Consider the following 26,945-nt stretch of genomic DNA (forward strand, 5'->3'; position numbering starts at 1 on the left):
GACGACCCCGTGGCGGGCGGGACGGCTCGGCGCCTAGCGTGGGCGGGAGCACGCACGTGGGCACGGTTTCGCCTACAGGGCCGACAGGGGGGTCATGGAACTGCACTGCACGCTCATCTCGCCCGACCCCAGGCCAGCGCAGTCGGGGCTGCTGCGCCGGGAACTCGTCGTGGAGGCCGCTCGGGATACCCCCGGTGTCGCGGTCGCGCTGGCGCTCGCGAGCGATCTCGGGGCTGGCGGCTGCACCGTTGATGGCCTGCCGCTCGAGGTGCTCACCGTCGGCGAACCGCCCCTTCGCAACGGCGCCGTGCTCGTGGCGGGCGGGACCGCGAATCCGCCGCACCCCCCTCCCCCTCTGTCGCTCGTGGTCCACACGGGCCCCGCGGCTGGAACGATCATCCCGCTGGGCCGCGGCGCCGTCCGGATCGGACGCTCCCCCGCGGGGCCTGGCCGCCGCGCGGCACTGACCGACCCCGACCTCTCGCGCGAACACGCCCAGCTCGAGGTGACCGATGCCGGCGTAGTACTCCGTGACCTCGGCAGCGCCAACGGCGTATGGATGGAAGGGCGAAGGATCGAGCGTGCCGAGGTGTCGACCGGCCAGGAGTTCCGTCTCGGCGCGAGCCTGTGCACGCTCGCGTTCACCAACGAGGCCCCGTTGCTCGACCCCGAGGCGGGCAGGAGCCCGCACGCGCCTCTGCGCGTCACCAGGCACACGCCGCCGTCCCGCCGTGTGGCAATGATCACGATGGCGGTCCTGCCGCTCGGCGTCGGCGTGACGATGGCGCTCGTCACCGGAATGTGGCTCTTTCTCGCGTTCACGTCCGTCTCCGCGATCTCGATCCTCATTCCGCTCCTCGAGGAGCGCACGGCGCGGCGGGACTTCGAGCGCCGGCTCCGTTCCGCGGCCGACGACGACGCCGCCCGCCGGCGCCGCGCGTCACCGGACGCGGGGGTGCTGGCGCGAACCGTCGGCGTAGCGGCCACCCCCGCCAACGATGCCCATCGCACGGCCGAGCGTGATCCAGCCGAAGGGGTGCGCGCGGCGGCACTTACCTCGGGGATCGCCGTCGACGTGCTCCACGAGGTGTGGGTGCGCATGGGAACGGCCGCCGCCTCGGCCAACATCAGCATCGAACCCGCGGCTTCGGGCGGCGTCAAGGTGGCCCCTCCGACGGTGAAGAACGCACCCTTCGTCGTGCCGCTTCGGGGCCGAATCGCCATCAACGGAGGCCCGGCAGATGTCCAGGGGCTCCTGAATTCGATCCTTCTCCAGCTCGCCATGCTCCCCGCCGCGGCAGGCCTGAAAGTCATCGTCCTCGGGGGCGCCGAGGAGACCCGGCTCGCCGCCCGCTTCCTGCCTCGCGTCCAGATCGCCCCATCCACCGCCGGCCCAGAGTCCGTCGCGGTGTCCATTCCGCCGGGCACTCCGGCCGCACTAGTGATCCTGCCCGGAGCCCAGGCAAATGCATGGGTCCGCGCCGCCGCCGACCGTGGCTGGCCCGTGGTCGGCACGGCCGAACTCATGCGGACTGCACCCAAGACGGTCATCCGCCTCGGCTGCGGATCCGCAACGCTCGCAGCGGAGGGAAACACCACAGACTTCGCCCCGGACCTCGTCCCTGCTCCGGCTTTCGAGGTCGCGGCTCGGCGCGCCGGGGCCCAGTCAGCGGTCCGGGAGGAGTCGGGAATTCCGGAGCGCTGCGGGCTCGAGGACTTCGCTGCGATGGATCCTTCCGAAGTGTCCGCCGCGTGGGCCAGGACGGCCGCGGAACGATCGCTGAACGTACCCCTCGGCCTCTCCGAGGAGGGGATCGTGACCCTCGACCTCGTGGCACAGGGACCGCACCTGCTTGTCGCCGGAACTACCGGCTCAGGCAAGTCCGAGCTCCTGCGGACGCTCGTCGCGGGCGCAGCCGCAACCCACGCGCCGGACCGCCTCACGTTCCTCTTCGTGGACTTCAAGGGAGGCTCGGGCCTCGAACCGGTCGCAGGCCTCCCCCACTGCGTCGGCCTCGTCACAGACCTCGCCACGGGCGGGATGGACCGGACGCTGGCATCGCTCCGTGCCGAGCTCAAGCGCCGCGAACGGCTCCTGGCGACCGCTCGCGCGTCCGACCTCGACGACTTCAGGCTGCACGGCGGCAGAGACGTGCCCCGCCTCGTCCTCGTCGTGGATGAATTCAGGATGCTCGTCGAGGAGGCCCCCGGGGCCCTCGCCGAACTCATGCGGATCGCCGCCGTGGGGCGCTCCTTGGGGATGCACCTCGTCATCGCCACTCAGCGCCCCCAGGGCGCGCTCACGGCTGACATCAGGGCCAATGTCACCACGAGCATCGCCCTGAGGATGCAGCACGACGCCGAGTCCTCCGACGTGATCGGAAGTCCCCTCGCAGCCCGAATTCCCGTCGGCTTGCCCGGGCGCGCCTACCTTTCCGTGGGAGGCACCACGCCCGTCCCCTTCCAGTCAGCATCGCTCGGACTCGCCGCAGCGCGCGCCTCGCACGACGGCGGCCCCCACCACGGCGTGCGAGTCGCCGACGCACGTGTTTGGCTCGAAGAACGCCGCGACCGCGGACTCTCTGAAGTGCCGCCCTCCCCCGCCGAATCGGCCGCGCCTCTGGTCAAGGCGGCCAAGGAGGCGTGGGCGTCCCGCGGCGGCGCCCCGGTCCTCGGACCGCTCGCCCCACCGCTACCTGACGCCTTGCCGCTAGACGAGGCGGGGACGTCCGCTGTCTCAGCCCTCGCCGCGGGCGAGCCGATCACGCTGGGCGTCGTCGACCTCCCCCACGAGCAGCGCACTGCGGCCCTCAGATGGTCGCCGGCGGAGCACGGGCATCTGGCGCTCGTTGGTCCCGGAACTGCAGGAACGTCCGGGGCACTTGCCGCGGTGGCCGCGCAGTTGGCCGCCGGCGGGCCGACGAGGCACCTATACGTCCTCGACGCGGACGGATCACTGCCCTTCCTGCGGGATCACCCGCGAGTGGGGTCGTACGTGGGAATGGGAGACCTGAAGCGCGCCGCGAGGGTCCTGACGAGGCTCGCTGAGGAATGCACGAACCGGCTCGCGGACGCCCACTCCGGGAAGGCGGTGACACCCCTGATCCTCCTCATCTCCGGCTGGGGCGCCTGGATCACGGCCCTTCGCCAGAGCCCCCAATCCGCTGCAGAGGAAGTGCTCAGTTCTCTCGTGCGAGACGGCGCACCAGCTCGCCTGTCCGTCGTGGCCGCAGGAGAACGAGAGCTCGTGTCTTCCCGGACCTTCGCCGGCATGCCCGCCAGGCTGTTCTTCCCGCTCGGCTCGACCGACGAGGCCCGCCTTTCGTGGCCAAGACTCCCCGCGATGCCAGCACTCAGGGGCCGCGCCGCGGCAGTGGGCACGATCGTCGACGGCGGCCCGCACGCGGTCCAGTGCTACGACGCGTTCCCGATCCAGTGCATCCCCGCCGGATTCACGTCGCCGAACCGACGTCGCCGGCTGCGCGAAGAGCGTCCGTTCCGGATCGATCCCCTCCCCGCAGGTGCTCCTGCAGCGGTGGTCGCGGCGCTCTCTGCGGGCGGTGACGACCGGCGGAATCGGCTCGCGGTGGGCCTCGCCGGAGATGAGGTCGAGCCGTTGGCCCTCCGTCTCGTGCCCGGTGAGGTCATCCTGGCGCTGGGCGCTAAAGAGTCGGGCAAGAGCGCGTTCCTCGCGGCGCTCCCCACCATGAATCCCGCCCTCAGCTTCTGTTCACCCGCGTCACACGAGCGGTTGGCGGAGTGGGAGAGTCTGCTTCGAAGGCTCGACGGCTCACCGGCACCGGACGCGGGTGCGGTGCCCGTGGTGCTCGTCGACAACGCGGACCGACTCGACTCCACCGAGAATCACATGCTCTCGCGGCTGCTCGAAGGTGGCGCGGCCGTAGTCGCGACCGCGGGCTACAGCGCCAACCTCTATTCACGGTGCCCGCTCGCGCTGACCGTCCGGACCTCCGGGACCGGCCTTGCGATCACGCCCCGCACCCCGAACGACGGCGACGTTTTCGGCGTCCGCCTCGACGTTCCGGGCCGCATGCCCCCGGGCCGCGCGGTCGCGGTCGTCGACGGTCAACAGATCGAAGTCCAGCTCGGCTGGCATGACTCTGACACCTGTGAACGGCCCGGCGACCGCTGTGCGCCTGACCATTTACCCGACGACGGCAATGCGCCTGACGATCACCGTGCGCCCGACGACCAGCACGAGCCCGACGCCCGACAAGCGTGCGATCCCCAGTTCCAGCACCAGCGCCACGGGATAGTCGGGACGGATGGGAAGAGCGCCCGTAAGACGGACCGGCTCAGGGAGCCGCGGGGCCCCCAGACTCCGAGCCTTCCGTCCCCCGCAAGCGCGCGCTCCCCTGAGTAAAGGCGACGACGCGACGATTGAAGAGGAGGAAGATCGCGGCAACGGCCGGAACGAGGATCCCGAGGCCAAAAGTGACGACCCCGCTCGTGAGCGTGGGAATGCCGATGGTCAACGCGAAGAGCTGCGCCACAAGCGCCGCGGATCGCGGCCACCGGCGCCCCCGCCAGAGGTAGACGCCTGCCGATCCGAGCCAGGCGCCGAACGCAGCCAGCAGCACCAAGGTGAAGGCGGCACCGCCCGGCGACGTCTCAGCCTGCCCGGCAATCAGCGAGACGGCGTAGAACACGGCAAAGCCTAGGAGCACTGCGGCTTCGAGGAGCACGATGGCCACGAGAACGATGAGCGTCCAGGGGCGGCGGGTGGCGGAATCTTCGGCGGTGGGCACATCCGCACGATACCCGAGTCACCCCGGTGAGCACCGACTGCGCGCCTCCGCCCGCCCGCTACACAAGCGTCCGCCAGTGTGACGCATCCCTCTCGTTTCAGGCCCGAATCCTGCCCACGACCCCTTGTTTACACACAGTTAACGTGACAATCTTGATGAAGTTGATCGCGGGGCCCACCAAGGCCCCTTTGCTTTGGATGGACTCGTGAATGTTTTCACAAGCGTTCCATCCTCCGAGAACGGAGTTGCTCTACCACCATGGATTGGCGTGACCGCGCGGCCTGCCTCGATAAGGATCCCGAACTGTTCTTCCCCGTCGGGAACACCGGGCCGGCCCTCCTGCAGATCGAAGAGGCCAAGAGCGTATGCCGCCGCTGCCCGGTGGTCGACACGTGCCTCCAATGGGCCCTCGAGTCCGGCCAGGACGCCGGAGTGTGGGGCGGCATGAGCGAAGACGAGCGCCGCGCACTCAAGCGCCGCGCGGCCCGCGCCCGTCGCGCCTCCTGAGCCTCTGAACGGCGCACCTGCGCAAACGCCTCCGCCCTGGAACAGCCCAACTGTTCCGGGGCGGAGGCGTTTCCGGCCCGGGGCCGGTGAGGTAGGCGGGTGACACACGCCGGTGAAGTCTCAGTCCTGGCCCGGGCGCAGCACGATCCTGACCACGGTTCCGCCGCCCTCGCGCTCGTGCCGGTCGATCGTCCCGCCGAGTTCGCTGGTCACGAGCGTGCGCACGATCTGCAGGCCGAGCCCCTCGTGGCGAGGCGCCCCGGATGGCAGCCCCACGCCGTCGTCCTCCACCGTGACCTCGAGCACCTCGGTGCCGGACTCGTCCCGGCGCCGATCTGCGGTGAGCCACACCGTGCCCGAACGGTCGGCGAGCCCGTGCTCCACGGCATTCGTCACGAGCTCGTTGATCACGAGGGCGAGCGGCGTCGCGAAGTCGCTGGGCAGCTCGCCGAATTCCCCGCGGCGCTCCGTCGACACGTGCTGGCCCTCCGTGGCCACCTCAGCCGAAAGCCGGAACTGCCGCTCAATCAGCTCGTCGAAGTCGACAGTCTGCGCAAGGCCCTGGGACAGGGTCTCGTGGACGAGGGCAATCGTGGCGACGCGCCTCATGGCCTGTTCGAGGCCTTGCTTGGCCTCCTCGCTCTTCATCCGCCGGGACTGCATGCGCAGGAGCGCGGCGACCGTCTGAAGATTGTTCTTGACCCTGTGGTGGATCTCGCGGATCGTCGCATCCTTGGTCACAAGCTCCATCTCGCGGCGCCGCAGCTCTGAGACGTCGCGGCACAGCACGATCGCACCGAACCGCTGGTGCTCGTCCCGCAGCGGGATGGCGCGGAGGGAAAGGGTCACGCCACGCGACTCGATCTCGCTGCGCCACGGCATGCGACCCGTCACCACGAGCGGGAGCGTCTCGTCCACGAGTCTGCGGTCCTTGAGCAACCCGGTGGTCATTTCGGCAAGCGAACGACCCTCGAGCGACTCGATGCCGCCCAGACGTCGGAATGCCGAGACTCCGTTGGGGCTCGCGTACTGCACGACACCCTCCGCGTCCAGCCGGATGAGCCCGTCGCCTACGCGCGGCGCCCCGCGGCGCGACCCCGTGGGCGAAGCGAAGTCCGGCCATAGGCCGAGCGTACCCATGCGGAGCAGGTCGTAGGCGCACTGCCGATAGGTCAGCTCAAGCCGGCTGGGCATCCGTGAGCTCGAGAGGTCCAGATGCGAGGTGACGACGGCGAGCGTGCGGCCGTTGCGCACGAACGGCACCGCCTCGACGCGCAGCGCCATCTCGGAGTTGAAGCTGGTCTCGTGGTGGCGTTCGATCGACTGGCTCGCCCAAGCCTTGTCGACGAGGGGCCTGAGGTCGGAGCGGATTCGCTCGCCCACGAAGTCGGTGTGGAAGACCGTGTGAGTGGTTGAGGGGCGCACGTGGGCGAGTGCCACGTAGCCATCCTCAGGATCGGGGAACCACAGGGCGAGGTCGGCGAACGCGAGGTCCGCCACGAGCTGCCAGTCACCGACCAGCAGGTGCAGCCACTCGGCGTCCCCGGGGCCGAACTCGGCATGCTCCCTGATGGGGTCCGTGAAGATGGCCACCTGTACCGCCTTGTCTCAAGCACTGTCGAGGGATCGTGTCCGCCTGCCGGGCGAAGCGAGAGGCCGCGGGGAGTTCCCCGCGGCCTCTCGCGTCAGCGCGCTAGTGACGCACGATCGACCGCAGCAGCCTCAATGCTACCGAGAGCGAGGCCATGTCGTCGCGCTCGAGGGAGTTGACCTCGGTGAACATCGCCGCCGCGCGGTCCAGCTGATCGCGGTTCTCCCCCGCCCACACCTCGAGCCTGGCGTCCGGCGACAGGGAGTCCGGTGCGGCATCCATGACGGAGCGCGTGAAGTCGGACACGGTGCTGTAGAGGTCGTCCCGCAGGGCGGCCCTCGCGAGGGCCTCCCAGCGGTCGCGGCGCGGGAGCGCCGTGATCCGCTCGAGCAGACTGTCGATCTGGAAGCGGTTGAACACGGTGTAGTAGACGCCTGCCACCTGCTCCACCCCGGCCCCGGTGGTCTGGGCGATCCGTGCGACGTCCAGGAGCGCATAGCTCTCGAACAGCTCGGCCCAGCGGTGGGCGAGCCCCTCGGGCAGACCCCACGTGCGGGCCTTCTCGAGCCACGATCCCACGCGTTCGGCGTCCTGCCCGCGCAGGTAGTTCAGGAGCTTTGAGCGCAGCGCCGCGAGCGGCGCCCGGTACGTATCGACCACGCCCGCGATGTCCTGTCCGGAGGTCCCCTGGTGGAGGAGCCAGCGGACGGCACGGTCCAGGAGCCGCCGCACGTCGAGGTGGATGGCGGTCCAGTGCTCGGTCGGGAACGATGCGGGGAGCGCATTGAGCTCATCGGTCATCTCGTCGAGCCGGTACACCTCGCGCAGGGCGACGAACGCCTTGGCGACGGCGGCCGGCGTCGCGCTCGTCTCCTCGATGGTGCGGAAGGCGAACGTGATGCCGCCGAGGTTGATCATGTCGTTCGCGACGACGGTCGCAATGATCTCGCGGCGCAGCGGGTGGCTGTCGAGCTCGTCCCCGAACCGCTCGGCGATCTCCACTGGGAAGTAGTTCCGCAGGGTGTCCTTGAACCACGGGTCGTCGGCGAGGTTGCTGTCGCGCAGGGCCTCGGTCAGCTCGATCTTGGCGTAGGCGACGAGGACCGAGAGCTCGGGCGCGGTGAGTCCCTGGCCCTGCTCGAGTCGCTTGTGCAGCTGCGCCGTGGTCGGCAGCGACTCGATGTCGCGGTTGAGGTCCGCCTCCTTCTCGAGCCAGTCCATGAGTCGCTCGAAGCTCGGGCTCCACTCGACGACCCTCGCGCGGTCGTTGACGAGGAGGATGTTCTGGTCGACGTTGTCCGCCAGGACCAGACGTCCCACCTCGTCGGTCATCGTAGCCAGGAAGGCGGCCCGCTCGGCCGCGGACAGCTTGCCCGCGGCGACCATGCGGTCCACGAAGATCTTGATGTTGACCTCATGGTCCGACGTGTCGACGCCGGCCGAGTTGTCGATCGCATCCGTGTTGATGATGACGCCCTGGAGCGCCGCCTCGATGCGGCCGTGCTGGGTGAAGCCGAGGTTGCCGCCCTCGCCCACGACCTTGACCCGCAGGTCGCGCCCGTCGATGCGGATCGCGTCGTTGGCCTTGTCGCCGACCTCCGCATTCGTCTCGGTGCTGGCCTTGAAGTACGTTCCGATGCCGCCGTTGTAGAAGAGGTCGACCGGCGCGAGCAGCACGGCGCGGAGCATGTCGGTGACGCTCAGCTGCGTTGTGCCGTCCGGGAGGCCAAGCGCTGCGCGAACCTCGTCGGAGACGGGGATCCACTTCGCGCTCCGCGGGAACACCCCGCCGCCGGCGCTGATGAGGGCGCGGTCGTAGTCGTCCCACGAGGAGCGCGGAAGGTTGAACAGGCGCCGACGCTCCGCGAAGGAGGCAGCGGCGTCGGGCGTCGGGTCCAGGAAGATGTGCCGGTGGTCGAAGGCCGCGACAAGGCGGATGTGCTCCGAGAGGAGCATGCCGTTGCCGAACACATCGCCGGACATGTCGCCCACCCCGACCACGGTGAAGTCCTCGGTCTGCGTGTCCAGATCGAGCTCGCTGAAGTGTCGCTTGACTGACTCCCACGCGCCGCGGGCCGTGATGCCCATGGCCTTGTGGTCGTAGCCCACCGACCCGCCGGACGCGAAGGCGTCGCCGAGCCAGAAGCCGTAGTCAAGGGAGAGCCCGTTGGCAATGTCGGAGAAGCTCGCCGTGCCCTTGTCGGCCGCGACCACGAGGTACGTGTCGTCGTCGTCATGGCGCACGACGCCGGCCGGCGGCACAACCTGTTCGGTCGCCACCCCGTTGTCCCCCACCACGGTGAGGCGATTGTCCGTGATGTCGAGGAGTCCGCGGATGAACGTCTTGTAGCTCTCGACGCCCTCGGCGAGCCATGCCGCACGGTCCCGCGAGGGATCCGGGAGCCGCTTGGCGTAGAAGCCGCCCTTCGCACCCGTGGGGACGATGACGGCGTTCTTGACGACCTGCGCCTTGACGAGCCCGAGGATCTCCGTGCGAAAGTCCTCGCGGCGGTCGGACCAGCGCAGCCCGCCGCGGGCTACCTTGCCGAACCTCAAGTGCACACCCTCGACCCGCGGCGAATAGACCCAGATCTCGTAGGCGGGCTTCGGCGAGGGCAGGCCCTCGATCTGGCCGGGTCGCAGCTTGAAGCTCAGGTACGAGTGGCCGAGGTAGTAGTTGGTGCGCAGCGTGGAGTCGATGAGGTTGATGAACGTGCGCAGGAGGCGGTCGGCGTCGAGCGTCGGAACCTGCTCGAGCGCGTCGACGAGCTCGGTCTTGATCTGCGCGGAACGCTCGGCACGTTCGGCGTCGCCGAGCTCGGGGTCGAAGCGGGCCTCGAAGTAGGCCACGAGACGGCGCGTCACGTCCGCGTTGCCGAGCAGCGTGTCCGCGATGAAACCGTAGGAGTTCATGTTCCCGATCTGGCGCATGTACTTCGCGTACGCACGCAGGATCTGTGCCTGGCGGGAACGGAGGCCCTCCCGCAGCACGAGCCGGTCGATGTTGTCCGATTCGGTCTCACCCGCGAGGGCCTGGCCGAACGACTCGGCGAGCAGGCCCCCGGTGGAGAGGGGGTCGACGCCGGCCGGGTACTTGAGCCCAAGGTCATACAGGAAGAACTCCCGCGAATCCCCCGTCTCGATCTCGAACGGGCGCTCATCGAGCACCTCGAGGCCCAGATTGTGGAAGTACGGCAGGATCTGGCTCAGGCTCTTGGGCTCGAAGAGGTAGAGCTTGACGCGGGCGTCCTCCTCGAGGGCCTCGCCGTCGTCGTGCGGGAGGTAGACGTGGACCGCGGGACGCTCGGACAGCGCGGCGCTCGCGCCGTCGGCCGCTGCCTCGCCCCCCACGCGCTGGGCGGCGTACTCCTCGAAGCGTGTGATGTCCTCGAGGGCGTCGTCGATGCCGAAGTCAACGCGGTACGACGCGGGGAAGGCCTCGCCCCACACCGCCGCAAGGTGCTCGGCCGCGTCGAGCGGACGGTTCTCGTGCAGCACCTGCGCGATGCCCTCGCTCCAGGAGCGGGTCGCCGTCACGAGCCTCTGCTCGAGGGCATCCCTGTCGACGGCCGCGAGGTCAACCGGGGCGGACTCGGTGTCCTTGGGCAGCCGAATCCGGAAGTACAGGCGGGCGAGAGCGGAATCGCTCATCTGCGAGTCGTAGTCGATCGAGGAGGAGTGGAACTCCTTCGCGAGCTCCTGCTCGATCCGGCGGCGCACCGCGGTGTTGTAGCGGTCCTTCGGCAGGTAGACGACGGCGTTCATGAACCGGCCGTAGATGTCCGGGCGGAGGAAGAGCCGCGTGCGGCGGCGCTCCTGGAGGCGGTGGATCCGCGTGACCGTCTCGAGGAGGGTCTCGGTATCGATCTGCATGAGCTCGTCGCGCGGGTAGGTCTCGAGGATCGCCAGGAGGTCCTTGCCCGAGTGCGAGTCGGCGGGGAACCCCGAGCGGCGCATGACCTCGTCGATCTTGTCCTTGACGATCGGGACGGTCCGCGCCGACTGGGTGTACGCGCTCGAGGCGAACAGCCCGATGAAGCGACGCTCGCCGTCGACCTGGCCCTGCGCGTCGAAGCGCTTGATCCCGATGTAGTCGAGGTACGTCCGGCGGTGGACGGTGCTGCGGGAGTTCGCCTTCGTGATGTTGAGAGCGCGCCGCTCGCGCGCGTGGGCCTGGCCCTCGGCGGTGAGGTGCTGGAGAGCATGGGAGCCCTCGCCGCGCAGCAGTCCCAGCCCGCTGCCGTCGACGAGCTCGAGGACGTCCTCGCCATTGACCGACTTGAGGTCGTACTCGCGGTACCCGAGGAAAGTGAAGTTGCCGGCGTCGAGCCAGCGGAGCAGGTCCTGAGTCGATGTGAGGTCGGGAATGTCCTCGGCCCCGGCGACGGATCCGAGGCCGTCGGCGATCTCGAGGGCCTTGGCGCGCATGGGCTGCCAGTCATCGACGGCCGCGCGTACGTCGCCGAGGACGCGGCGGATGCCCTCGATGAGCTGGGTCTTGACCGCGGCCGAGGCACGGTTCGTCTCGACGGCGATCCACGACTCGATGTGCGTGGCGTTGTCGCCGTCGGAGACGAGTGCGCTCAGCAGCGGCATCGTGGCCGTGTCTCCGCTCGTCATCCCCCACTGGGCGGGCACGCGGTCGACGGCGACGAGCACGCCGTCGCTCTTGCGCCGGGTCACGACGAACATCGGGTGGACCACGAGGTGGATCGGCGCGCCCTCGCGGACGAGCTCGGCGCTCACAGAGTCGACGAGGAACGGCATGTCATCGGTGACGATGTAGACGACGCTTCGGCCGCCCTCGTCCGTGACGGCGATGTTCGCGGTGCCGGTCTCCCGGCCCTCGGCGACGGCCCAGTGCTGCCGTGCCCGCTCGGCGAGCGCCTCGGCGCTGTACGCCTGCCGGTCCTCCTCGGCGAGATGCTCGTAGTAGTTGGCAAGGAAGCGGGATTCCTGATCCGCTGATGGAAAGGGGGTCTGCTGGGCAGTACCGGTCGACACTCTGGCTCGCCTCCAGGGAACGGGGTTGCCACTTCGCAGCCCTCTCACCCGAGCCTAGCGCGGCACTTGCGTCACGGCTTTGGTTCTGCGTCCAGCGAATCTTCGATTCTGCCGTACAGATGCACAGACGAGTTCCGCGATTCCGTGCCGCAGCGCAGACTCGGGGGCGCATTCGAGCAGAACCTGCCCGTTGAGGAGTGCCGCGTCGGCAGCGCCCGCGTCGTGCGGAATCATGGCCGCGATCGGAGCCCCGGGCCCAAACCTCTCCCAGGCCTCGCGCAGGGCGCGCTCCGGGAACCGGCCGAGGGCCGAGGGGCGCACCTTGTTGAACACGACCGTCGGGGCCGAACCCGGGACCGCTTGATCGAGCTCCGCGAGCGCCCGCACCAAGCGGGGCATACCGATCGAGTCTGCCGCGCCCACGGCGAACACGCGGTCCGCAAGCTCGAGCGCACGCAGGGTCGTTCCGTTGCGGCGGGGTGCCATGGTGTCGAAGCTAAGCTCCTCATCCGCCTCGAGGCAGAAGCCGGTATCCACGACGACAGTCTCAGCGAGCTCGCGGCAGCGCTCGAGGACCCTGCCAAGGGCCGCCGCTCGCAGCTCGGGCCACCGGTCAGCCCGCGTCAGTCCCGTGAGGACGCGGAGAATGCCTCCGCCGATGACGACGGGCGTGGCCAGCCGCTCGAGCGCACTCCGGTCGAGGAGACCCTGATCGGCGAGCCTGCACGCCTGGGCGAGCCCGGCGGAATCGTCGAGCAGGCCGAGGACTCCCGCAACGGAGCCTCCGTACGTGTCAGCGTCGACGAGGATGATGCTCCGGCCGGACGCGGCGAGCTCGGCGGCGCAGTTGACGGCAACGGTGGTCCGGCCCGGCGAGCCGATGGGCCCCCAAACCGCGAGGATCTCCCCTTCCTCCACCGCTGCGGCGGCGTCCCCGACCGGCGCCGCCTCTTCCGTCGAGGTGGCTGGCCGCGCCCCCGCGAGCCCGAAGGACGACGACGGCCCGGCGCCCGAGCTCGCCGGCGCCCTGTCGACGGCCTCGCCGATAAGCCGCGCGAGCTCCGGCGCCGGCACGGCCTCGGGAGCCGCGAGGACCCCGAGCCCCGCGAGCCGGCCCCGCTCGGCGTCGTCATCCGTGAGGCCCACGAGGGCGACGCCTACCGTGGCGAGGCGGTCGATGAGCGTCGCCGTGATGTCCTGGGTGCCGCCGGCGACGACGGCCGCGCGGGCCAGCCCCGTCTGGCAGGCCGCGACGAGCTCCTCGAGCTCGGAGCAGCGGCGCACCACGGTGACCGGTCCGTGGAGCCGCTCGAGTGAGCCGACGAGCTCGGCCTGGCCGGCGCCGATGGTGACGACCGGAATGCTCATCGGGGGCCGCCCGTGGGGTTCCAGACGAGGGAGACCTTGGCGCTGTTCGCCTGCGCCCCGAGCACCTGGGCGAGCTTGGCATCCTCCACCAGCACGAGCACGTGCGTCTCGCGGCTGCCGCCGAGGGTCGTCGAGGACGCCTCGATGTGGGCGATCTCGGCACCCGGGACGAGCAGCTTGGGCTCCGCGAAGCCGTTGCGCCCATCGGGCAGCGCCACCCACACGTCCACGCGCGTCCCGACCGTGGCCTCGGCCGGGAGCGACTGGGCAATGCTGATCGAGACGGGCTTGCGGTCGACGGCGCGCGGCTCGCCGAGACTCGATGCCGGCACGAGGTCACCCTTGGCCACGCGCTGGAGCGCGACTTTGCCCTCCGGCAGGGCGTCCGGGGCCAGGTAGCGCCCCTCCGCGTCCCCGAGCCGGACGTCGACGCGGACGAGCCGACTCGCGTCGATCGTCTGGCCGACGGCGATGTCCTCCTTCGCGGCGTACGCTCCGACCGTCTTGTCCGCGGCATCCACGAGAGCGACCACGCCCGCGATGGATGCGAGCACGAGAAGGAGACCCACGAGCAGCCGCGGATCCTTCCATGACGGCTTCGTGAGCCGGGTCCCCGGTGCATTCTCGGCAGCTGGCATTGCGTTCCCCTCCAGTCGCAGGCCGCTGACCGGCCCCCTGCGTCATTCTGTCCGGGGGGCGGCGTCCGGCCCAAGTCACACCGCGCCAAACGGCATCAAACTGTGGATAACTGCATCAATCCGCTCCGAACGGTGCCTTCAAGTGGCAGAATGTGTCCATGCCTCGTTTCCTGACGCTCGCGGATGTGTGCGAGCAGCTCCAGATCAGCCCGGCGCAGGGCTACGCCCTCGTGCGCAGCGGGGAGCTCAAGGCCATCCAGGTCGGAGGGCGGGGGCAGTGGCGGGTCGAGGACGTCAAGCTCGAGGAGTACATCCAGGAGAGCTATGCGAGAGCTGAGAAGGCGCTCGCCGAGAACCGCCGAGCCCACTCGGGGAGCTGATCCTCCAGGCCTCGGGACCTCCTAGCCCCCGGACCGCACCGCGATCAGGGCCCCGAATGGCACCGCCACAGCACCGCTGACCTCTGACCCGCTCCTTCCGTGAACCGGCATGACCTCGAGATAGTCGGCCCCGACGGTGTCGATCGTTCCGTTGACTGTCAGCGGTTCGGAATGCCCCGACTGAAGGAAGCAGGTCACGAGGGCACGGTCGCGCGCGAGTGTCCGCAGCGCCGACGCCAGCGAGCGGGTCCGGCGCACTGTGGACGCCTCCGTCCGTGACCTTCGCCCGAGACCGGCCACCGTCACGACGGACCGGAGAGGGGCGAGAACGCTGTGCGGCGCCGACTCGAGGATGAACCAGGTCTCGGAGATCTGCCGGAGCGTGCCGCGGAACCGGACGCCGCCCGTGAGCATCACGTGGACCGGAGTCTCGCCCTGACCCCGCAGGCGGTCTTCGAGGGCGATTGCACCCTGTTCCGCCCGCACGAGCTCGGCCACCTGGGCCTCCCGGTCCAACTGGCCCGCGGCTGCCAGCTGCCCTTCGAGATCGGCGAACACATCGTCCCAGCGCATGTCGATCACCCTAGGGAGGAATCGTCCGGGCGGTCAATCCGACTCAAAGCAGGCCTCCACTGGACAATTGCCGAGTTTCATGATCAAACTTGATTCAGATTTATCAAACAGCATCAAACTGCATCCAAGTGAAGAAAATAGCCATTGATGGCCAGACTGACCGGGGGGTCTCATGGAGAACACACAACGGCAGCAGCTCGCGGGGGACGCCCTTGTCACTACCGCCGTACTCGCGCTCGGGGCTGTGCTAGTGGTCGCGGGAGGAACGCTCGCGGGGAATATCGCGCCCAACAGGTTGGGCGACTGGCTGCGGATCGTTCCCGCCGCGCTCGACGGCGCGAGCGAGCCGCGCGTCGACGTCCTCCTGGGGCTTCTCGCCAGCATCATCGGCCTTTCGGTCGTGGCGTGGTGGGTCTTCTCGGCGACGCTGGCGATCGCATCCGCTCTCCTTGCGGCGGCGGGCTCCCATCGGGCATCTCAGCGTACCGGGGCCCTGGCTCCGCTCTTCATGCGCCGGCTGGCGATGGCGGCGCTCGGGCTGAGCCTCGTGGCCGCTCCGGCGGCGCACGCCGATGGCCTGCCCGATCCAGCATGGCACGCTGCCCCATCTGAGCAGTCGGCGTCCGCCTCACTGGTGCCGGCCGGACCGAGCAGCGCCGGCCCCCTAGCCGCGGGAGAAACAGCGCCCGCGGGGGGAACAGCGGCCGCGGGGGGAACGGTTGGTGCCGCGGCGCTGCCAGCCGCTCCGCCTTCCGCCAGCCCCTCCTCACCGCTCCCGTCAGCCCAACCCTCGTCGGCGGCAGCCACGCCCACACCCTCAGCTGCGCCCACACCTTCGCAAGCCGCGTGGATTCCCCCCGCAGTGCCTGCCGACCCTGGGCTGCTCGTGCAACAGCCGAAGCGGGAGACGGCAGGCTCCGCGAGGGAACCCGTGGAAGTCCGCCCAGGAGACAGCCTCTGGTCCATCGTCGCCCGGCACCTCGGCCCTGGGGCAACGGACCTCGAGGTCGCGGCCGTATGGCCCGACTGGTACGACGCCAACGAAGGAGTCATCGGGGACAGCCCCCACCTGATCCGGCCCGGCCAGCTGCTCGTCCCGCCGCGCTGAGCCCAGCCTGCCCCGGCCGCGAGCCGCGAGTACCTTCCGATCGCGGCCCATCCGGACTTCCTACCCTCCGGCCGCGGCCGTGTCCGAACTCCCCACTTTCCGGCCACTGGGCCCCCAGCCGCCCGCACCTCGAGAGGCGCGCGCCGTCACGCTTCGCGCGCACCCATGCCCCATCGGTTCCACCTCGCCCACCTCTGGTCGGGCGCCGCCTCCCTGCCGCACGCGCTGCGGCAGCCCAGCCGAAGGATTCCTGCCATGACCGCACCCACCGTCGCCAGCCCTGCGTCCGCCGCAGGATCTGCCCGTCCCGCTGCCGCTCGGGCCAACACCGAACGCACCTCACCCCGGGTGCCCGCACCCGCCGCGGTTGCCGACACCGCAAACAACGTCAACGATGCAGGTGCCACAAATATCGCAGACCTCGCCGCCGTCACCCGAACGCGAACGTCCCGCAAGGCGCCCCAGGTCGTCGAGAGCGGGCTCCGCACCGCCGACGTCCTGCATTTCCACCGGCCCACCCAGGCGCCCGCGCCCCGACCCGGCGGACGACTGCGGACTGCCGGGAGCTCGGCGCTCGCGCCGGAGCCCGGCGAGCGGCCCGCCCGCCGGCTGCACGCCGTTCCCTCGCCGCGCGAGGCGGAGGAGGTCCGCAAGCTTGCGGCGGCCATCACCCGAGCCGCCATGGAGGTCCTCGCCGGGACGAGGCCCGTCATGCAGCTCGCGCCGTGGCTCCATCGGGACCTCCTCCCTCCCATCCAGCTCCGGGCAGATCTGCGACGCGCCGCCATGGCAGGCAAACGTGCCGTTTCCGGGAACGACGCTCCGAGGATCGCCCTCCTCCACCGGTCCGCGGCGGTCAAGGCCGTCCATGCCACGCTCGTGCAGCCTGGGGTCTATGAGGCAGCCGTCGTCGTGTCCGACGCCGCGCGTTGCCGCGCCGTGGCCCTGCGCCTCGAGGCGGCTGGCCCGTCCTGGCAGGTCACGGCCCTCGAGGTCGGCTGACTCCATCCTTCAGCGGCGGGACGAACGCCGGAGGCCCGCCCCTCGATCAGGGGCGGGCCTCCGGCACCGTCAGGACTCCACGGGCGTCAGCGCTTTGAACGGCGGCCCGGTGCCCCCTTCGACGAAGGACGCGACGGACCCTTCTGTCCGGCTGCCGGCTTCTGCCCTGGCTGCTGACGGGCTGCCCCGCCGTTCTGGGGCGCCCGTGACCTTGCCTGCTCGATGTGCGTTTCGGCGGACCCGTCCTCCGACGGCGCCGAGTACTGCAGCTGAGCCGGCTGCGCCGGAGCCTCCTGCACCGCTGGGACTCCTTCGGCAGGCTGGATCTCGAGGTTGAACAGGAAGGCGACCGACTCCTCGCGGATGCCCTCCATCATGGTCTGGAACATGCCGAAGCCCTCGCGCTGATACTCGACGAGGGGATCACGCTGGGCCATCGCCCGCAGGCCGATGCCCTCCTTGAGGTAGTCCATCTCGTAGAGGTGCTCCTGCCACTTGCGGCCCACCACCGAGAGCACCACCCGGCGCTCGACGTCGCGCATCGTGTCCGGCCCGATCTGCGCCTCGCGCTCGGCATAGATGAGCTTCGCGTCCGAGATGATCTCCTCCTTGAGCATCTCGACGGTGACACGCGGCTTGCCGCCGGCCTCGTCGATGATGTCCTGGGGAGTGATGGAAATCGGGAAGATCGTGCGCAGATTGCCCCACAGCGCGTGGAAGTCCCAGTCGTCGCCGTTGCCCTCGGCTGTGGCCGACTCGACCATCGCGGTCAGAGTGTCTTCCAAGAAGAACTGCACCTTCTCGTGGAGGTCGTCGCCCTCGAGGATGCGGCGGCGGTCGCCGTAGATGGCCTCGCGCTGACGGTTGAGCACGTCGTCGTACTTGAGCACGTTCTTGCGCTGCTCGGCGTTGCGGCCCTCAACCTGTGCCTGCGCGGACTGGATAGCCCGGGATACCATCTTCGACTCGAGCGCGGTGTCATCCGGCAGGCTAGAGGCCATGAGGCGCTCGGCCCCGCCGGTCCCGAAGAGGCGCATGAGGTCGTCGGTGAGCGAGAGGTAGAACCGCGACTCGCCGGGGTCGCCCTGACGGCCGGACCGGCCGCGGAGCTGGTTGTCGATGCGCCGCGACTCATGGCGCTCGGTGCCGAGGACGTAGAGGCCGCCCAGCTCGAGCACCTCCTCATGCTCGGCCTTGACCGCGCTGTTCGCTGCCTCGAGGGCGGCTGGCCACGCGGCCTCGTATTCTGCGGAGTTCTCCTCAGGGTCGAGGCCCTTCGCCGCGAGATCGGCAACGGCCATGAACTCGGCGTTGCCGCCGAGCATGATATCCGTGCCGCGGCCGGCCATGTTGGTGGCCACAGTGACGGCGCCCTTGCGGCCTGCCTGCGCGACGATCGCGGCCTCACGCGCGTGGTTCTTCGCGTTGAGGACCTCGTGGCGGACCCCGGCCTTCGCGAGGGCCTTGGAGAGGTATTCGCTCTTCTCGACGCTCGTGGTGCCCACGAGCACCGGCTGCCCGGTCGCGTGCCGCCGCGAGATGTCCTTCACGACGGCGTCGAACTTGACCACCTCGTTCTTGTACACGAGGTCAGACTGGTCGATGCGTGCCATGGGCTGGTTGGTCGGGATCGGCACGACCCCGAGCTTGTAGGTGCTCATGAACTCGGCGGCCTCGGTCTCGGCCGTTCCCGTCATCCCCGAGAGCTTCTCGTACAGGCGGAAGTAGTTCTGGAGGGTGACCGTGGCGAGCGTCTGGTTCTCGGCCTTGATCTCCACGCCCTCCTTGGCCTCGATGGCCTGGTGCATGCCCTCGTTGTAGCGGCGGCCGGGGAGGATGCGGCCGGTGTGCTCGTCGACGATGAGCACCTCGCCGTCGAGCACCACGTAGTCCTTGTCTCGCTTAAAGAGCTCCTTGGCCTTGATGGCATTGTTGAGGAACCCGATGAGCGGGGTGTTGGCGGACTCGTAGAGGTTGTGGATGCCGAGGTAGTCCTCGACCTTCTCGATGCCGGGCTCGAGGACACCCACCGTGCGCTTCTTCTCGTCGACTTCGTAGTCGCCGTCGCCCAGGCGGAGCACGAGCTTCGAGAATTCGGAGTACCAGCGGTTGGCGTCACCCTGACCCGGGCCCGAGATGATGAGCGGGGTGCGTGCCTCGTCGATGAGGATCGAGTCAACTTCGTCGACGACCGCGAAGTTGTGGCCTCGCTGGACGAGTTCGCTCTGGTCCCACGCCATGTTGTCGCGGAGGTAGTCGAACCCGAACTCGTTGTTGGTTCCGTACGTGATGCCCGCGTCGTACTGCAGCTTGCGCTCCGCCGGATCCATGTTGGAGAGGATGCATCCGCTCGAGATGCCGAGGAACCGGTACACACGGCCCATGAGCTCGGACTGGTACTCGGCGAGGTAGTCGTTGACCGTGACCACGTGGACGCCCTTGCCCGAGAGAGCGTTGAGGTACGCCGGGGCGGTAGCCACGAGGGTCTTGCCCTCACCGGTCTTCATTTCGGCGATGTTGCCGAGATGCAGCGCCGCGCCGCCCATAAGCTGGACGTCGAAGTGACGCATCCCGAGCGTGCGCCCCGCGGCCTCACGGACGGCCGCGAACGCTTCGGGCAGCAGGTCGTCGAGCGTCTCGCCGTCCTCGTGGCGTTCCCGCAGGCGGTCGGTCTCGCCCCGCAGCTCCGCGTCGGTGAAGCCCCTGAACTCGTCCTCCAGCGCGTTGATGGCATCTGCGTAGACCCGCAGCTGCTTGAGCGTCCGGCGGTCACCGGTTCGCAGGAGTTTCTCGAGAAGGTTTGCCACGTGGCTTTCGCTCCCTTGTCAATGGCGTGGGCAGCAGCAGTCGTGCGCTGCGGCGGGATTCAGTCTACGGGAGACACGCGCGGGACCGCGCTCTGGTTCCCTGTCCCGCTGGCCTCCACCCGTGGTGGGGCGGCGCGACGCAGCGCCACGGCGAGGTTTCCGCGGTCGGCGACCCGCACGTCGTCGAGCTCGAGCCAGTCCGCGAGGAGCCGGAGTTCGGCGGCGAGCTCGACGGCGGTGTCCGCCGGGGCGTCCGGCTCGCCGTGCGCAGCATGGACGAGCAGCGTCCCGGCCACACGGTCCGCCTTGAGGTCGACCCGTGCCGCCATGACATCTCGCAGGAGGAAGGGGAGCACGTAGTACCCGTACTCGCGACGCTCAGCCGGCGTGTAGATCTCGATGCGGTACTTGAAGCCGAAGAGCTGCTCGAGCCGGCGCCGCTCGAATACGAGTGAATCGAAGGGGCTGAGCAGCGCGCGGCCCGTGGCGGAACGCGGGAGCGCGGCCGCCGAATCCTTGTAGAGCGTCCCCCAACCCGGCACCTCGACCACCTCGACCTCTCCCGTGGAGACGAGCTCGCGGAGCACCATCTCAACGGGCCGGACCGGCAGGCGGAAGTAGTCGGCCACGCACCGAGCCGTCCCGATGCCGTGCGCACCGACTGCCGCGCGGGTCAGCACGCGGAGACCATCGTCCGGGCCGCCGTCGCGCGCATAGCCCGCCCCGCCGTCGGCAGGCAGCGATGCACCCGGAACGATCGCCGAGGTGAGCGTGTAGCGGCGCTCGAACGAGGACGTCCGGCCGGCAGAGCTGACGAGCCCGTCCTCGAAGAGCGACCCGAGCACGTGCTGGACGGCATTCCAGTTCCACCCCCACTGATCCCGCCGACGTTCCTCGACGTGGCCGAGCCGCCCGGTGAGCGCGGCCGCGGTGAGCGGCCGGCTCGTGGCAAGGACGGCCAGGATCCGCTCGGCCAGCCCGGCGCGTTCCAGGGGATCGAGGTCGTGGGCCCCGACCCACTTTCGCCGCTGCCAGGCCCGCAGCGGTTCGAAGTGTTCGGGCCGGACATAGCTCGCCTCGTGTGCCCAGTACTCGACCATCCGCCGCGGGCTCCGGGCCGAGAGCCGGTCCAGCGCGGCCCGGTCGTAGGGTCCGAGCCGTGAGAAGAACGGCAGGTAGTGGCTGCGTGCGAGGACGTTGACGGAGTCGATCTGGACTACCTGGAGCCGCTCGAAGGTCCGCACGAGCGTCCTCGTCGACGCTTGCACGGAGGGCCGGGGACGGTGCAGCCCCTGCGCGGCGAGCGCCATGCGGCGCGCCTGAGCGAGGGTGAGCCGCACCGTCACGCGGCGACCCCCCGGACAGGCTCGCAGCACGCCGCGGCGGCGGCCCCGCTGGGGACCGCCGCCGCGTCAGTCTGCGCCACTGGGGCAGTGGAGGCCGATTCGTCAGGGAACAACGGCGCCCGCGTCACTTGAGCGGTAGGCGAGGATCTTCTCCTCGACCTTGTCTCCCCCGGGCTCGCACGCCTGGTCGAGGCTGATCACCCCGTACGTCCACCCTCGGCGCCGGTACACGACGGAGGGAGTGTTCGTGTCCGCGTCGATGAAGAGGTAGAAGTCGTGACCCACGAGCTCCATGTTGTCCACTGCGTCATCGAGGGTGAGAGTCGCGGCGGGGAAGACCTTGCGGCGGATCAACACGGGCGAGTCTCCGGCCGGGATGTCGTTCTCGACCTCGTACGGCGATGCCGGCTCCGTTGCCGCGCCCGCGGTCGCCTCCAGGGCAGTCTCCTCGTAGATCGGCGTGCTGCCGCTCACCACGGGGAGGGAGGCTGTGGCGGCGTTGACGGCGACCGGCGTGTGCTTGCCGTGGTGGACCTTGCGCCGGTCCTTGGCCCGCCGCAGACGTTCGAGGAGCTTGCCGTACGCGAGGTCGAACGCCGCGAACTTGTCCGGGGCCGTGGCCTCGGCTCGGATCACCGGCCCGCGGCCGGTGACGGTCAGCTCAACCGTGAGCTGGTCTGCGCCGGACTTGGCGTTGTTCTGCTTGGAGCACTTCGCATCGACGCGCTGGACCTTGTCGGCCAAGGCTTCGATCTTCTCGAGCTTCTCGCTCGCGTACTCGCGGAAACGATCCGACACCGTCAGGTTGCGTCCGCTGATGTTGAACTCCATGGTGCCCTCCAGATACTTCTGAGTTCAGCCCGATGTCGGCTCTGAGGGGCTCCGTCGTCAGACAGTCGAGCCCCTTTCTGAGCCGCTATCGACAGGTCCTTCTGGCTAGGGGACCTACCACTGACGTTAGTGGATCGTCACCGTTTATTCATCCCCTGTTGACCTTGAATCCGGTCTGTCCGCCCCGAGCGTAGCCGGCGGGCCACGTCCCGGCGCCTCTGGGTGGGGAACGTAGGCCAGCGTCACCACTCCGAGGACGACGGCGCCGACCGCCTCGAGTGCCCGCGCCGCCTCCCGCACCGTGGCGCCAGTCGTCAGGACGTCATCGACGACGACGCACCGTCGGCCACGCAGGGACTGCCGAAGCGATCGTTGTCCACGACGTGGCGCACCGAGCGCGGTGCCGCGCGCTCCCGCACCGTGCCCCGTGCCATGGCCCAGGACCCTCGGTTGCGGGAGGGCGGTCAGCGAGCCGGAGACGCGGGACCGTCGCTGGGACCGGCCCAGCCCCTTCTGGGAGCTCTCCCCAGCCCCCACCGCCCTGGCGGCGACGGCAGCAGCGCGTTCCCTGAGGGCCCGGCGGCGGGGCCCCAGCGCCTCGACCCATGCTGTACCCGGCGGAAGCCGCGCCTCGCGGCGAACGCGCGTCAGGAGGAGCCTGAGCGGGTCGAAGCCCCGGCGCAGGTAGGCGGACCGGCTCGTGGGCACCGGCACGAGCAGGACTCCCCCGCCCGCGGATCCCGCGGCGGCGCGGAGGGCGCGGGCCAGGGCGGCGGACAGCTCCCCCGCGAGGGCCGCACTCCCGTGGCGTTTGAAGGCCAGGAGCGCGAGCGAGAGCTCGTTGCGGTAGGGGCCAGCCGCCACCGCCGGGAGCAGCACCCGCCCGCTCGCCTCGATGAGGGCCGGAGCATGCTCGTCGACACGTGCGGGCCGGGCGGTCAGTGTCCTCAGCCTCCTCGTGCAGGCGGGGCACAGCTGGGTATCGGGCGCTCCGCAGGCGACGCATTCGACGGGAACCACCAGCCCGAGCAGCTCGCCCGCTACCGCCATCAGGCCGTCGCGAAAGCGTGCCGAGAGCCCCAGCGGCCGCCCGGCGTGCCGCCCGGCCGCGACCACCGGTTCGGCCGACTTCCTCGCGCTCCCCATACCCCGAGCCTGCCCGTGCACGCGGCTCTGCACCACCCGTCGGACCCGTATGTGGACAACCCGAGACGGAGCCCGTTCTCGGACCCACCGTGGGGATTCCTCCCGTCGACGAACACAGGCTTTCCCTGGGCCCTCGCCCGCACCGCGCGGACACAGCGCTATCCCGCGGAGGAGAGCCCCTCGACGCCCTTGCCCACGTCGATCCACGTGGTGCGCGCAAGCAGGAAAACCCCGGCCGAGGTCTGCGCGGTGATCTCCTGATCGCCGTTGCCCGCCGAGACCGACTGGATTCCCGCCAGTGCCGGAAGCTGGCGCGGGTCTCCGCCCTTGAGGGACACCAGTTCCGGCGTGACCGGGTCGTTCGCGGAAACACCCGAAACGAGCACCGTGACTTCGTCGACCCAGACCGCCCGGCGGGGGTTCATCTCGGTGGTCGAGAGCGTGATCGGCGTCGTGAGCTCACGCGGCGTCCCGTCCGCGGCCCGGACGACGCCGGCCAGCTGGAGCACCGTGGATCCTCCCTGCGTCGAGAGGACGAGCGCGCGCGCACCATCCCGCGAAATCCTCAGATCCTCGACGGTGCGCCCGGCAAGCCAGCCCGGTGCCATCGTCACCTTCGGAACCTCGGCGCCCTCGGCCACGCCCGCCGGCTTGTAGGCCACAACCTCGGTGGCGCCGTTTGCCCCGGGGCCGGCCGTCCAGATCCAGTCGAACGGGCTGATCGAGGGCGGGCTCAGTCGCGTCCTCGAGTCGAGGAGGCGCGGGGCTTGATCCGGCATGACGGAGTAGAGCGCCGGCCCGTCGCCGATGAACGCATAGAGATGCTGCGTCACGGCGGCCGCCGGCTGGTGCGGGCCGAACTGGGACACGCTGCGCAGCCCGTCGATCCGCGTGGCCTGCCGATTGACGTACTGCACGAGCTCGCCGCCGGCCACCCCGATCTGCCACGAGGGGACCTTGGGGTCCACGATCGGGTCGGGAGCGGCCCTTCCGCCGCTCGGATCATCGATGGCCACATCGCTCTGGTTCGAGCGGAGGGTGACGCCCACCACCGAGCTGATGCCTGTGAAGGTCCGCAGGAGCTGGTTCCGCATCCGCTGCCGGTCGGTGAACGACGCGTCGCGAAGCTCGGACGTGAAGTCGACCTGCGCGGTGTTGTCCACGATGGGCACCGACTCCCGTTCGAGATGGATGCCCTGCGGGAAGGCCGTCGTGACGGCCGAGCGCAGGTACGGAGCCGGCCCTGCGATGAGGGCGCTCACGAGGGACTTCGCGACACCGGAGTTGTCGATGAACCAGCGCACATCCGGCACGAGGATCGTGAATGAGGGGTCGTAGAAGTACAGCGGGAACGACTTGTAGAGCTGCTTGAAGGTTTCCTCAGGAATGGCCGTGCCATCCGGGAGCTTCGAGACGCGCCACTGGCCATCCACCTGGGACAGCGTGACGTCGATGTGCTCCTTGGTCCCCGCAGGGAAGGGGGTCGCGATCCCCTCGCCGTCGACGGAGTAGGCGAGATCGAACTCGTAGCTGTAGCCGTTCTCCTGCCCATTGGCGACCACGGTGGCGCTCCCCCGGTACACGAGCGTCCGGTTGCTGGGCTTCCACGAGACGGACTGCGCCGGTGCGAGGAACTGCCTCGCGACCGTGAAGTCGTTCTGGTAGCCGCTGCCGGCATTGAAGAACCCCTCGATCGTGGCCTGGGGAGTCGAGCCGTCACGCGGGCCCGGCGGGATGTACTGGGGCGCGTTTCCGAGGGTCACGGCGCCGTCGCGGCTCTTGCCCACCGGACCCGTCGTGGGGATCTGGGCGCACCCGGCGAGGGCGGCGAGGGCGAGGAGGAGCGCGACCAGCGCTGCGGGGATGACGCGCCGCATCACGGCCTCTCGTCCGTCCGGCCGCCCGTCGCGGCGGGGCCCTCGCCGCGCGCGAGGTGAGGGTCGGCGGTAGGCGTCCCCGCGGCGTCGTGCGCGGCACCCGCCAGCCGCTGGGCGTGCGAAACCTGCGGCATTCCCAGCAGGACCCCGCGCGTCGCCTGCTCCTCGACGAGCACGACGTCGCCCCCGGCCGGCTCGAGCGCGACGGGCGATTCGGCGATCGTCCCCCCGCTCCGCAGCGGCAGGGTCAGGCGGAAGCACGAGCCCTCGCCGCGCTCGCCCCAGGCCTGCAGCCAGCCGTTGTGCAGTTTGACGTCCTCGATCGCGATCGAGAGGCCAAGGCCGGACCCGCCGGTGGTGCGTGCGCGGGCCGGGTCGGCGCGCCAGAAGCGGTCGAACACGCGGGACGCCTCGGTCGGGGACATCCCGATCCCATGATCGCGCACGGACACCCCGACGGCGTCGGCGTTGGCCGCGACGAAGACCTCCACGGGGCGGCCCTCGCCGTGCTCGAGGGCATTGAGGAGGAGGTTCCGAAGCACCCGCTCGATCCGGCGGTCGTCCATGTCCACGATGATGCTCGGCGCGCGTGAGAAGAGCCGGACCTCGGACCCGGAGTCGGCCGCGATCGGCGCAGCCGTCTCGATGACCGCGCGGATCACGGGGAGGATGTCCTGGGCCTCGGCGTCGAGGACGGCGGCGCCCGCGTCGAAGCGGGAGATCTCGAGCAGATCGTTCAGGAGGGCCTGGAAGCGCTCCACCTGGTTGTACAGTAGCTCGGCCGAGCGCTTCGTGACGGGGTTGAACTCGTCCCGGGCATCATGGAGGACCTCCGCCGCCATGCGCACGGTGGTCAGCGGGGTGCGGAGCTCGTGGCTCACGTCGGAGACGAACCGCTGCTGCATGCGGGAGAGGTTAGCGAGCGCCGTGATCTGCTCCTGCAGGTTGGCCGCCATGTGGTTGAACGACGCACCGAGCCGCGCCACCTCGTCCTCCCCCGCGACGGCCATGCGCTCCTCGAGCTGTCCTGCCGCGAGCTTCTCCGACACCGCGGCGGCGTGGCTCACGGGCGAGACAACGCTGCGCGTGACGATCCACGTGATGGCGCCGATGAGCAGCAGGAGGAAGATGCCGCCGAACCAGAGCACGTTCTGCATGTCGTCGAGAGTCGACTGGGCGGTCTCTATGTCGTAGATGAGGTACAGCTCGTAGACCGTGCCGCCGAAGCTGACCTTGTTGCCGACGGCGACCGCGGGGTGGATGCGGTTGTCCACCGTGAGCGGGATGGACTGCCAGTATTGCTCCTGCTGCGAATGCTGGACCGCGTCCCGGAGGGACTGCGGGATGTCGTTCTCGGTGCGCAGGTAGGACGCCCGCGAGTCGACCCAGCGGTTTCGTGGCTGGTCCTGGTTGGGCACGGCGAGGAAGACGTACTGGCGCGGTGTGCCGGATTCCCGGGCCTCGAGCTGGTTGAGCGTGTCGTTGACGAGCTTGAGGACGCCCTGCTGGTCGGTGACCTGCGCGCCGTCGAACGTCTCCTGGACCTGCTGGACCGACTGCCGGGTCTGCACCTCGGCCTGGGCGAGCCGCTCCTGGAAGAGGTTGTTGGCTATCTGGTTGGAGAGGTATGCCCCGACCGCGAGGAATGAGACGAACGTGAGCACGAGCGTGATGAGCACGGTGCGGAACTGGAGCGAGCGCCGCCACCGGCGGGCGAACCCGGTCCGCAGTCCGGCGACCATCGGCCAGACGCCCCTGAGCCCGCGCCATGCCGTGCGCACGGCCCTGTAGAGGAGGATGCGCGCACGCTTCGCGGCGATCCGCGCATGTTCCCTGGCCTTCTCCCATCGCGGATCACGCACGACGGCGCTCCAGGCCGCCGCGACGCTGCCCGCCGGGGGCTCGTGGCCGGCTTCAGTCCCCTCAGGCACGGCAGAGGCGCCCCCCTCCGGGGGCGTCCCGGCGGGAGTGCGATGGTCCTGCTCCGTGTCCATGCCT

Annotated in this window: 17 protein-coding genes; 5 read left to right on the forward strand and 12 right to left on the reverse strand. The window is 69.8% G+C overall.

Going from position 1 to position 26,945, the window contains the following annotated elements; all coding sequences use genetic code 11:
* Positions 1-94: 94 nt before the first annotated feature.
* Entirely contained in the window at positions 95-4,384 is a 4,290-nt protein-coding gene (locus RBS60_RS12365; RefSeq protein WP_307957868.1) for an FtsK/SpoIIIE domain-containing protein, read from the forward strand.
* Here the strand turns inward: RBS60_RS12365 and RBS60_RS12370 are convergent.
* Positions 4,317-4,769 (reverse strand): hypothetical protein, encoded by a 453-nt coding sequence (locus RBS60_RS12370; protein ID WP_307957869.1) that lies wholly within the window; start codon positions 4,767-4,769, stop codon positions 4,317-4,319. The genes RBS60_RS12365 and RBS60_RS12370 overlap by 68 nt on opposite strands.
* A gap of 258 nt (positions 4,770-5,027) precedes the next feature.
* Here RBS60_RS12370 and RBS60_RS12375 point away from each other — a divergent pair, with 258 nt between their 5' ends.
* Positions 5,028-5,276: a WhiB family transcriptional regulator gene (locus RBS60_RS12375; RefSeq protein WP_066498767.1), complete on the forward strand. Its 249-nt coding sequence runs from the start codon at positions 5,028-5,030 to the stop codon at positions 5,274-5,276.
* Between the two features lie 120 nt (positions 5,277-5,396).
* Here RBS60_RS12375 and RBS60_RS12380 read toward each other — a convergent pair whose 3' ends face one another.
* From RBS60_RS12380 to RBS60_RS12395, 4 genes are all read right to left on the reverse strand, one after another.
* A complete protein-coding gene (locus tag RBS60_RS12380; protein WP_307957870.1) occupies positions 5,397-6,869 on the reverse strand; it encodes a PAS domain-containing sensor histidine kinase in 1,473 nt (490 codons plus the stop codon).
* 100 nt (positions 6,870-6,969) lie between these two features.
* Positions 6,970-11,871 (reverse strand): NAD-glutamate dehydrogenase, encoded by a 4,902-nt coding sequence (locus RBS60_RS12385; protein ID WP_307957871.1) that lies wholly within the window; start codon positions 11,869-11,871, stop codon positions 6,970-6,972.
* 54 nt (positions 11,872-11,925) lie between these two features.
* The gene (locus RBS60_RS12390) at positions 11,926-13,239 is read right to left on the reverse strand and encodes a chromosome partitioning protein (protein WP_307957872.1); all 1,314 of its coding nucleotides are present in this window, start codon (positions 13,237-13,239) and stop codon (positions 11,926-11,928) included.
* Positions 13,236-13,877 carry an SAF domain-containing protein gene (locus tag RBS60_RS12395; protein WP_307957873.1) on the reverse strand — a complete coding sequence of 214 codons (642 nt, stop codon included), beginning with the start codon at positions 13,875-13,877 and terminating at the stop codon, positions 13,236-13,238. Before RBS60_RS12395 ends, RBS60_RS12390 begins: the two co-directional genes overlap by 4 nt.
* Positions 13,878-14,035: 158 nt before the next feature.
* Here RBS60_RS12395 and RBS60_RS12400 point away from each other — a divergent pair, with 158 nt between their 5' ends.
* Positions 14,036-14,257, forward strand: a complete 222-nt coding sequence (locus tag RBS60_RS12400; RefSeq protein ID WP_307957874.1) for a helix-turn-helix domain-containing protein — start codon at positions 14,036-14,038, stop codon at positions 14,255-14,257.
* A gap of 21 nt (positions 14,258-14,278) precedes the next feature.
* On the opposite strand, the gene RBS60_RS12405 is transcribed toward RBS60_RS12400, so the two are convergent.
* The gene (locus tag RBS60_RS12405) at positions 14,279-14,830 is read right to left on the reverse strand and encodes a hypothetical protein (RefSeq protein ID WP_307957875.1); all 552 of its coding nucleotides are present in this window, start codon (positions 14,828-14,830) and stop codon (positions 14,279-14,281) included.
* Between the two features lie 172 nt (positions 14,831-15,002).
* On the opposite strand from RBS60_RS12405, the gene RBS60_RS12410 reads away from it, so the two are divergent.
* Together RBS60_RS12410 and RBS60_RS12415 are read left to right on the forward strand one after the other, a co-directional pair.
* Complete coding sequence (locus RBS60_RS12410) at positions 15,003-15,938, forward strand: LysM domain-containing protein (protein ID WP_307957876.1); 936 nt, start codon at positions 15,003-15,005, stop codon at positions 15,936-15,938.
* Between the two features lie 255 nt (positions 15,939-16,193).
* On the forward strand, positions 16,194-16,940 hold the full coding sequence (locus tag RBS60_RS12415) for an Rv3235 family protein (RefSeq protein ID WP_307957877.1): 747 nt from the start codon (positions 16,194-16,196) through the stop codon (positions 16,938-16,940).
* Positions 16,941-17,026: 86 nt separating this feature from the next.
* On the opposite strand, the gene secA is transcribed toward RBS60_RS12415, so the two are convergent.
* The 6 genes from secA to mtrB all read right to left on the reverse strand — a co-directional run bounded on the left by secA (position 17,027) and on the right by mtrB (position 26,941).
* Positions 17,027-19,747: a preprotein translocase subunit SecA gene (gene secA, locus RBS60_RS12420; RefSeq protein WP_307957878.1), complete on the reverse strand. Its 2,721-nt coding sequence runs from the start codon at positions 19,745-19,747 to the stop codon at positions 17,027-17,029.
* A 59-nt stretch (positions 19,748-19,806) separates the two neighbouring features.
* Entirely contained in the window at positions 19,807-21,093 is a 1,287-nt protein-coding gene (locus RBS60_RS12425) for a DNA glycosylase AlkZ-like family protein (RefSeq protein WP_307957879.1), read from the reverse strand.
* Positions 21,094-21,195: 102 nt separating this feature from the next.
* On the reverse strand, positions 21,196-21,924 hold the full coding sequence (gene hpf / locus RBS60_RS12430; protein ID WP_307957880.1) for a ribosome hibernation-promoting factor, HPF/YfiA family: 729 nt from the start codon (positions 21,922-21,924) through the stop codon (positions 21,196-21,198).
* A gap of 144 nt (positions 21,925-22,068) precedes the next feature.
* A complete protein-coding gene (locus tag RBS60_RS12435; protein ID WP_307957881.1) occupies positions 22,069-23,070 on the reverse strand; it encodes a phosphoribosyltransferase family protein in 1,002 nt (333 codons plus the stop codon).
* A 158-nt stretch (positions 23,071-23,228) separates the two neighbouring features.
* Positions 23,229-24,947 carry an LpqB family beta-propeller domain-containing protein gene (locus RBS60_RS12440; protein WP_307958041.1) on the reverse strand — a complete coding sequence of 573 codons (1,719 nt, stop codon included), beginning with the start codon at positions 24,945-24,947 and terminating at the stop codon, positions 23,229-23,231.
* Complete coding sequence (mtrB, locus tag RBS60_RS12445; protein WP_374049277.1) at positions 24,947-26,941, reverse strand: MtrAB system histidine kinase MtrB; 1,995 nt, start codon at positions 26,939-26,941, stop codon at positions 24,947-24,949. Before mtrB ends, RBS60_RS12440 begins: the two co-directional genes overlap by 1 nt.
* Positions 26,942-26,945: the final 4 nt, after the last annotated feature.

The organism is Sinomonas sp. ASV486 (genome assembly GCF_030908215.1).
GTDB classification, from domain to species: domain Bacteria; phylum Actinomycetota; class Actinomycetes; order Actinomycetales; family Micrococcaceae; genus Sinomonas; species Sinomonas puerhi.

Coding starts and splice junctions, on each gene's coding strand:
- RBS60_RS12375 (WP_066498767.1), top strand. CDS start 5,028: ATGGATTGGCGTGACCGCGCGGCCTGCCTCGATAAGGATCCCGAACTG.
- RBS60_RS12365 (WP_307957868.1), top strand. CDS start 95: ATGGAACTGCACTGCACGCTCATCTCGCCCGACCCCAGGCCAGCGCAG.
- RBS60_RS12395 (WP_307957873.1), bottom strand. CDS start 13,877: ATGCCAGCTGCCGAGAATGCACCGGGGACCCGGCTCACGAAGCCGTCA.
- RBS60_RS12435 (WP_307957881.1), bottom strand. CDS start 23,070: ATGGGGAGCGCGAGGAAGTCGGCCGAACCGGTGGTCGCGGCCGGGCGG.
- RBS60_RS12410 (WP_307957876.1), top strand. CDS start 15,003: ATGGAGAACACACAACGGCAGCAGCTCGCGGGGGACGCCCTTGTCACT.
- RBS60_RS12405 (WP_307957875.1), bottom strand. CDS start 14,830: ATGCGCTGGGACGATGTGTTCGCCGATCTCGAAGGGCAGCTGGCAGCC.
- RBS60_RS12415 (WP_307957877.1), top strand. CDS start 16,194: ATGACCGCACCCACCGTCGCCAGCCCTGCGTCCGCCGCAGGATCTGCC.
- RBS60_RS12390 (WP_307957872.1), bottom strand. CDS start 13,239: ATGAGCATTCCGGTCGTCACCATCGGCGCCGGCCAGGCCGAGCTCGTC.
- RBS60_RS12440 (WP_307958041.1), bottom strand. CDS start 24,947: ATGCGGCGCGTCATCCCCGCAGCGCTGGTCGCGCTCCTCCTCGCCCTC.
- RBS60_RS12400 (WP_307957874.1), top strand. CDS start 14,036: ATGCCTCGTTTCCTGACGCTCGCGGATGTGTGCGAGCAGCTCCAGATC.
- mtrB (WP_374049277.1), bottom strand. CDS start 26,941: ATGGACACGGAGCAGGACCATCGCACTCCCGCCGGGACGCCCCCGGAG.
- hpf (WP_307957880.1), bottom strand. CDS start 21,924: ATGGAGTTCAACATCAGCGGACGCAACCTGACGGTGTCGGATCGTTTC.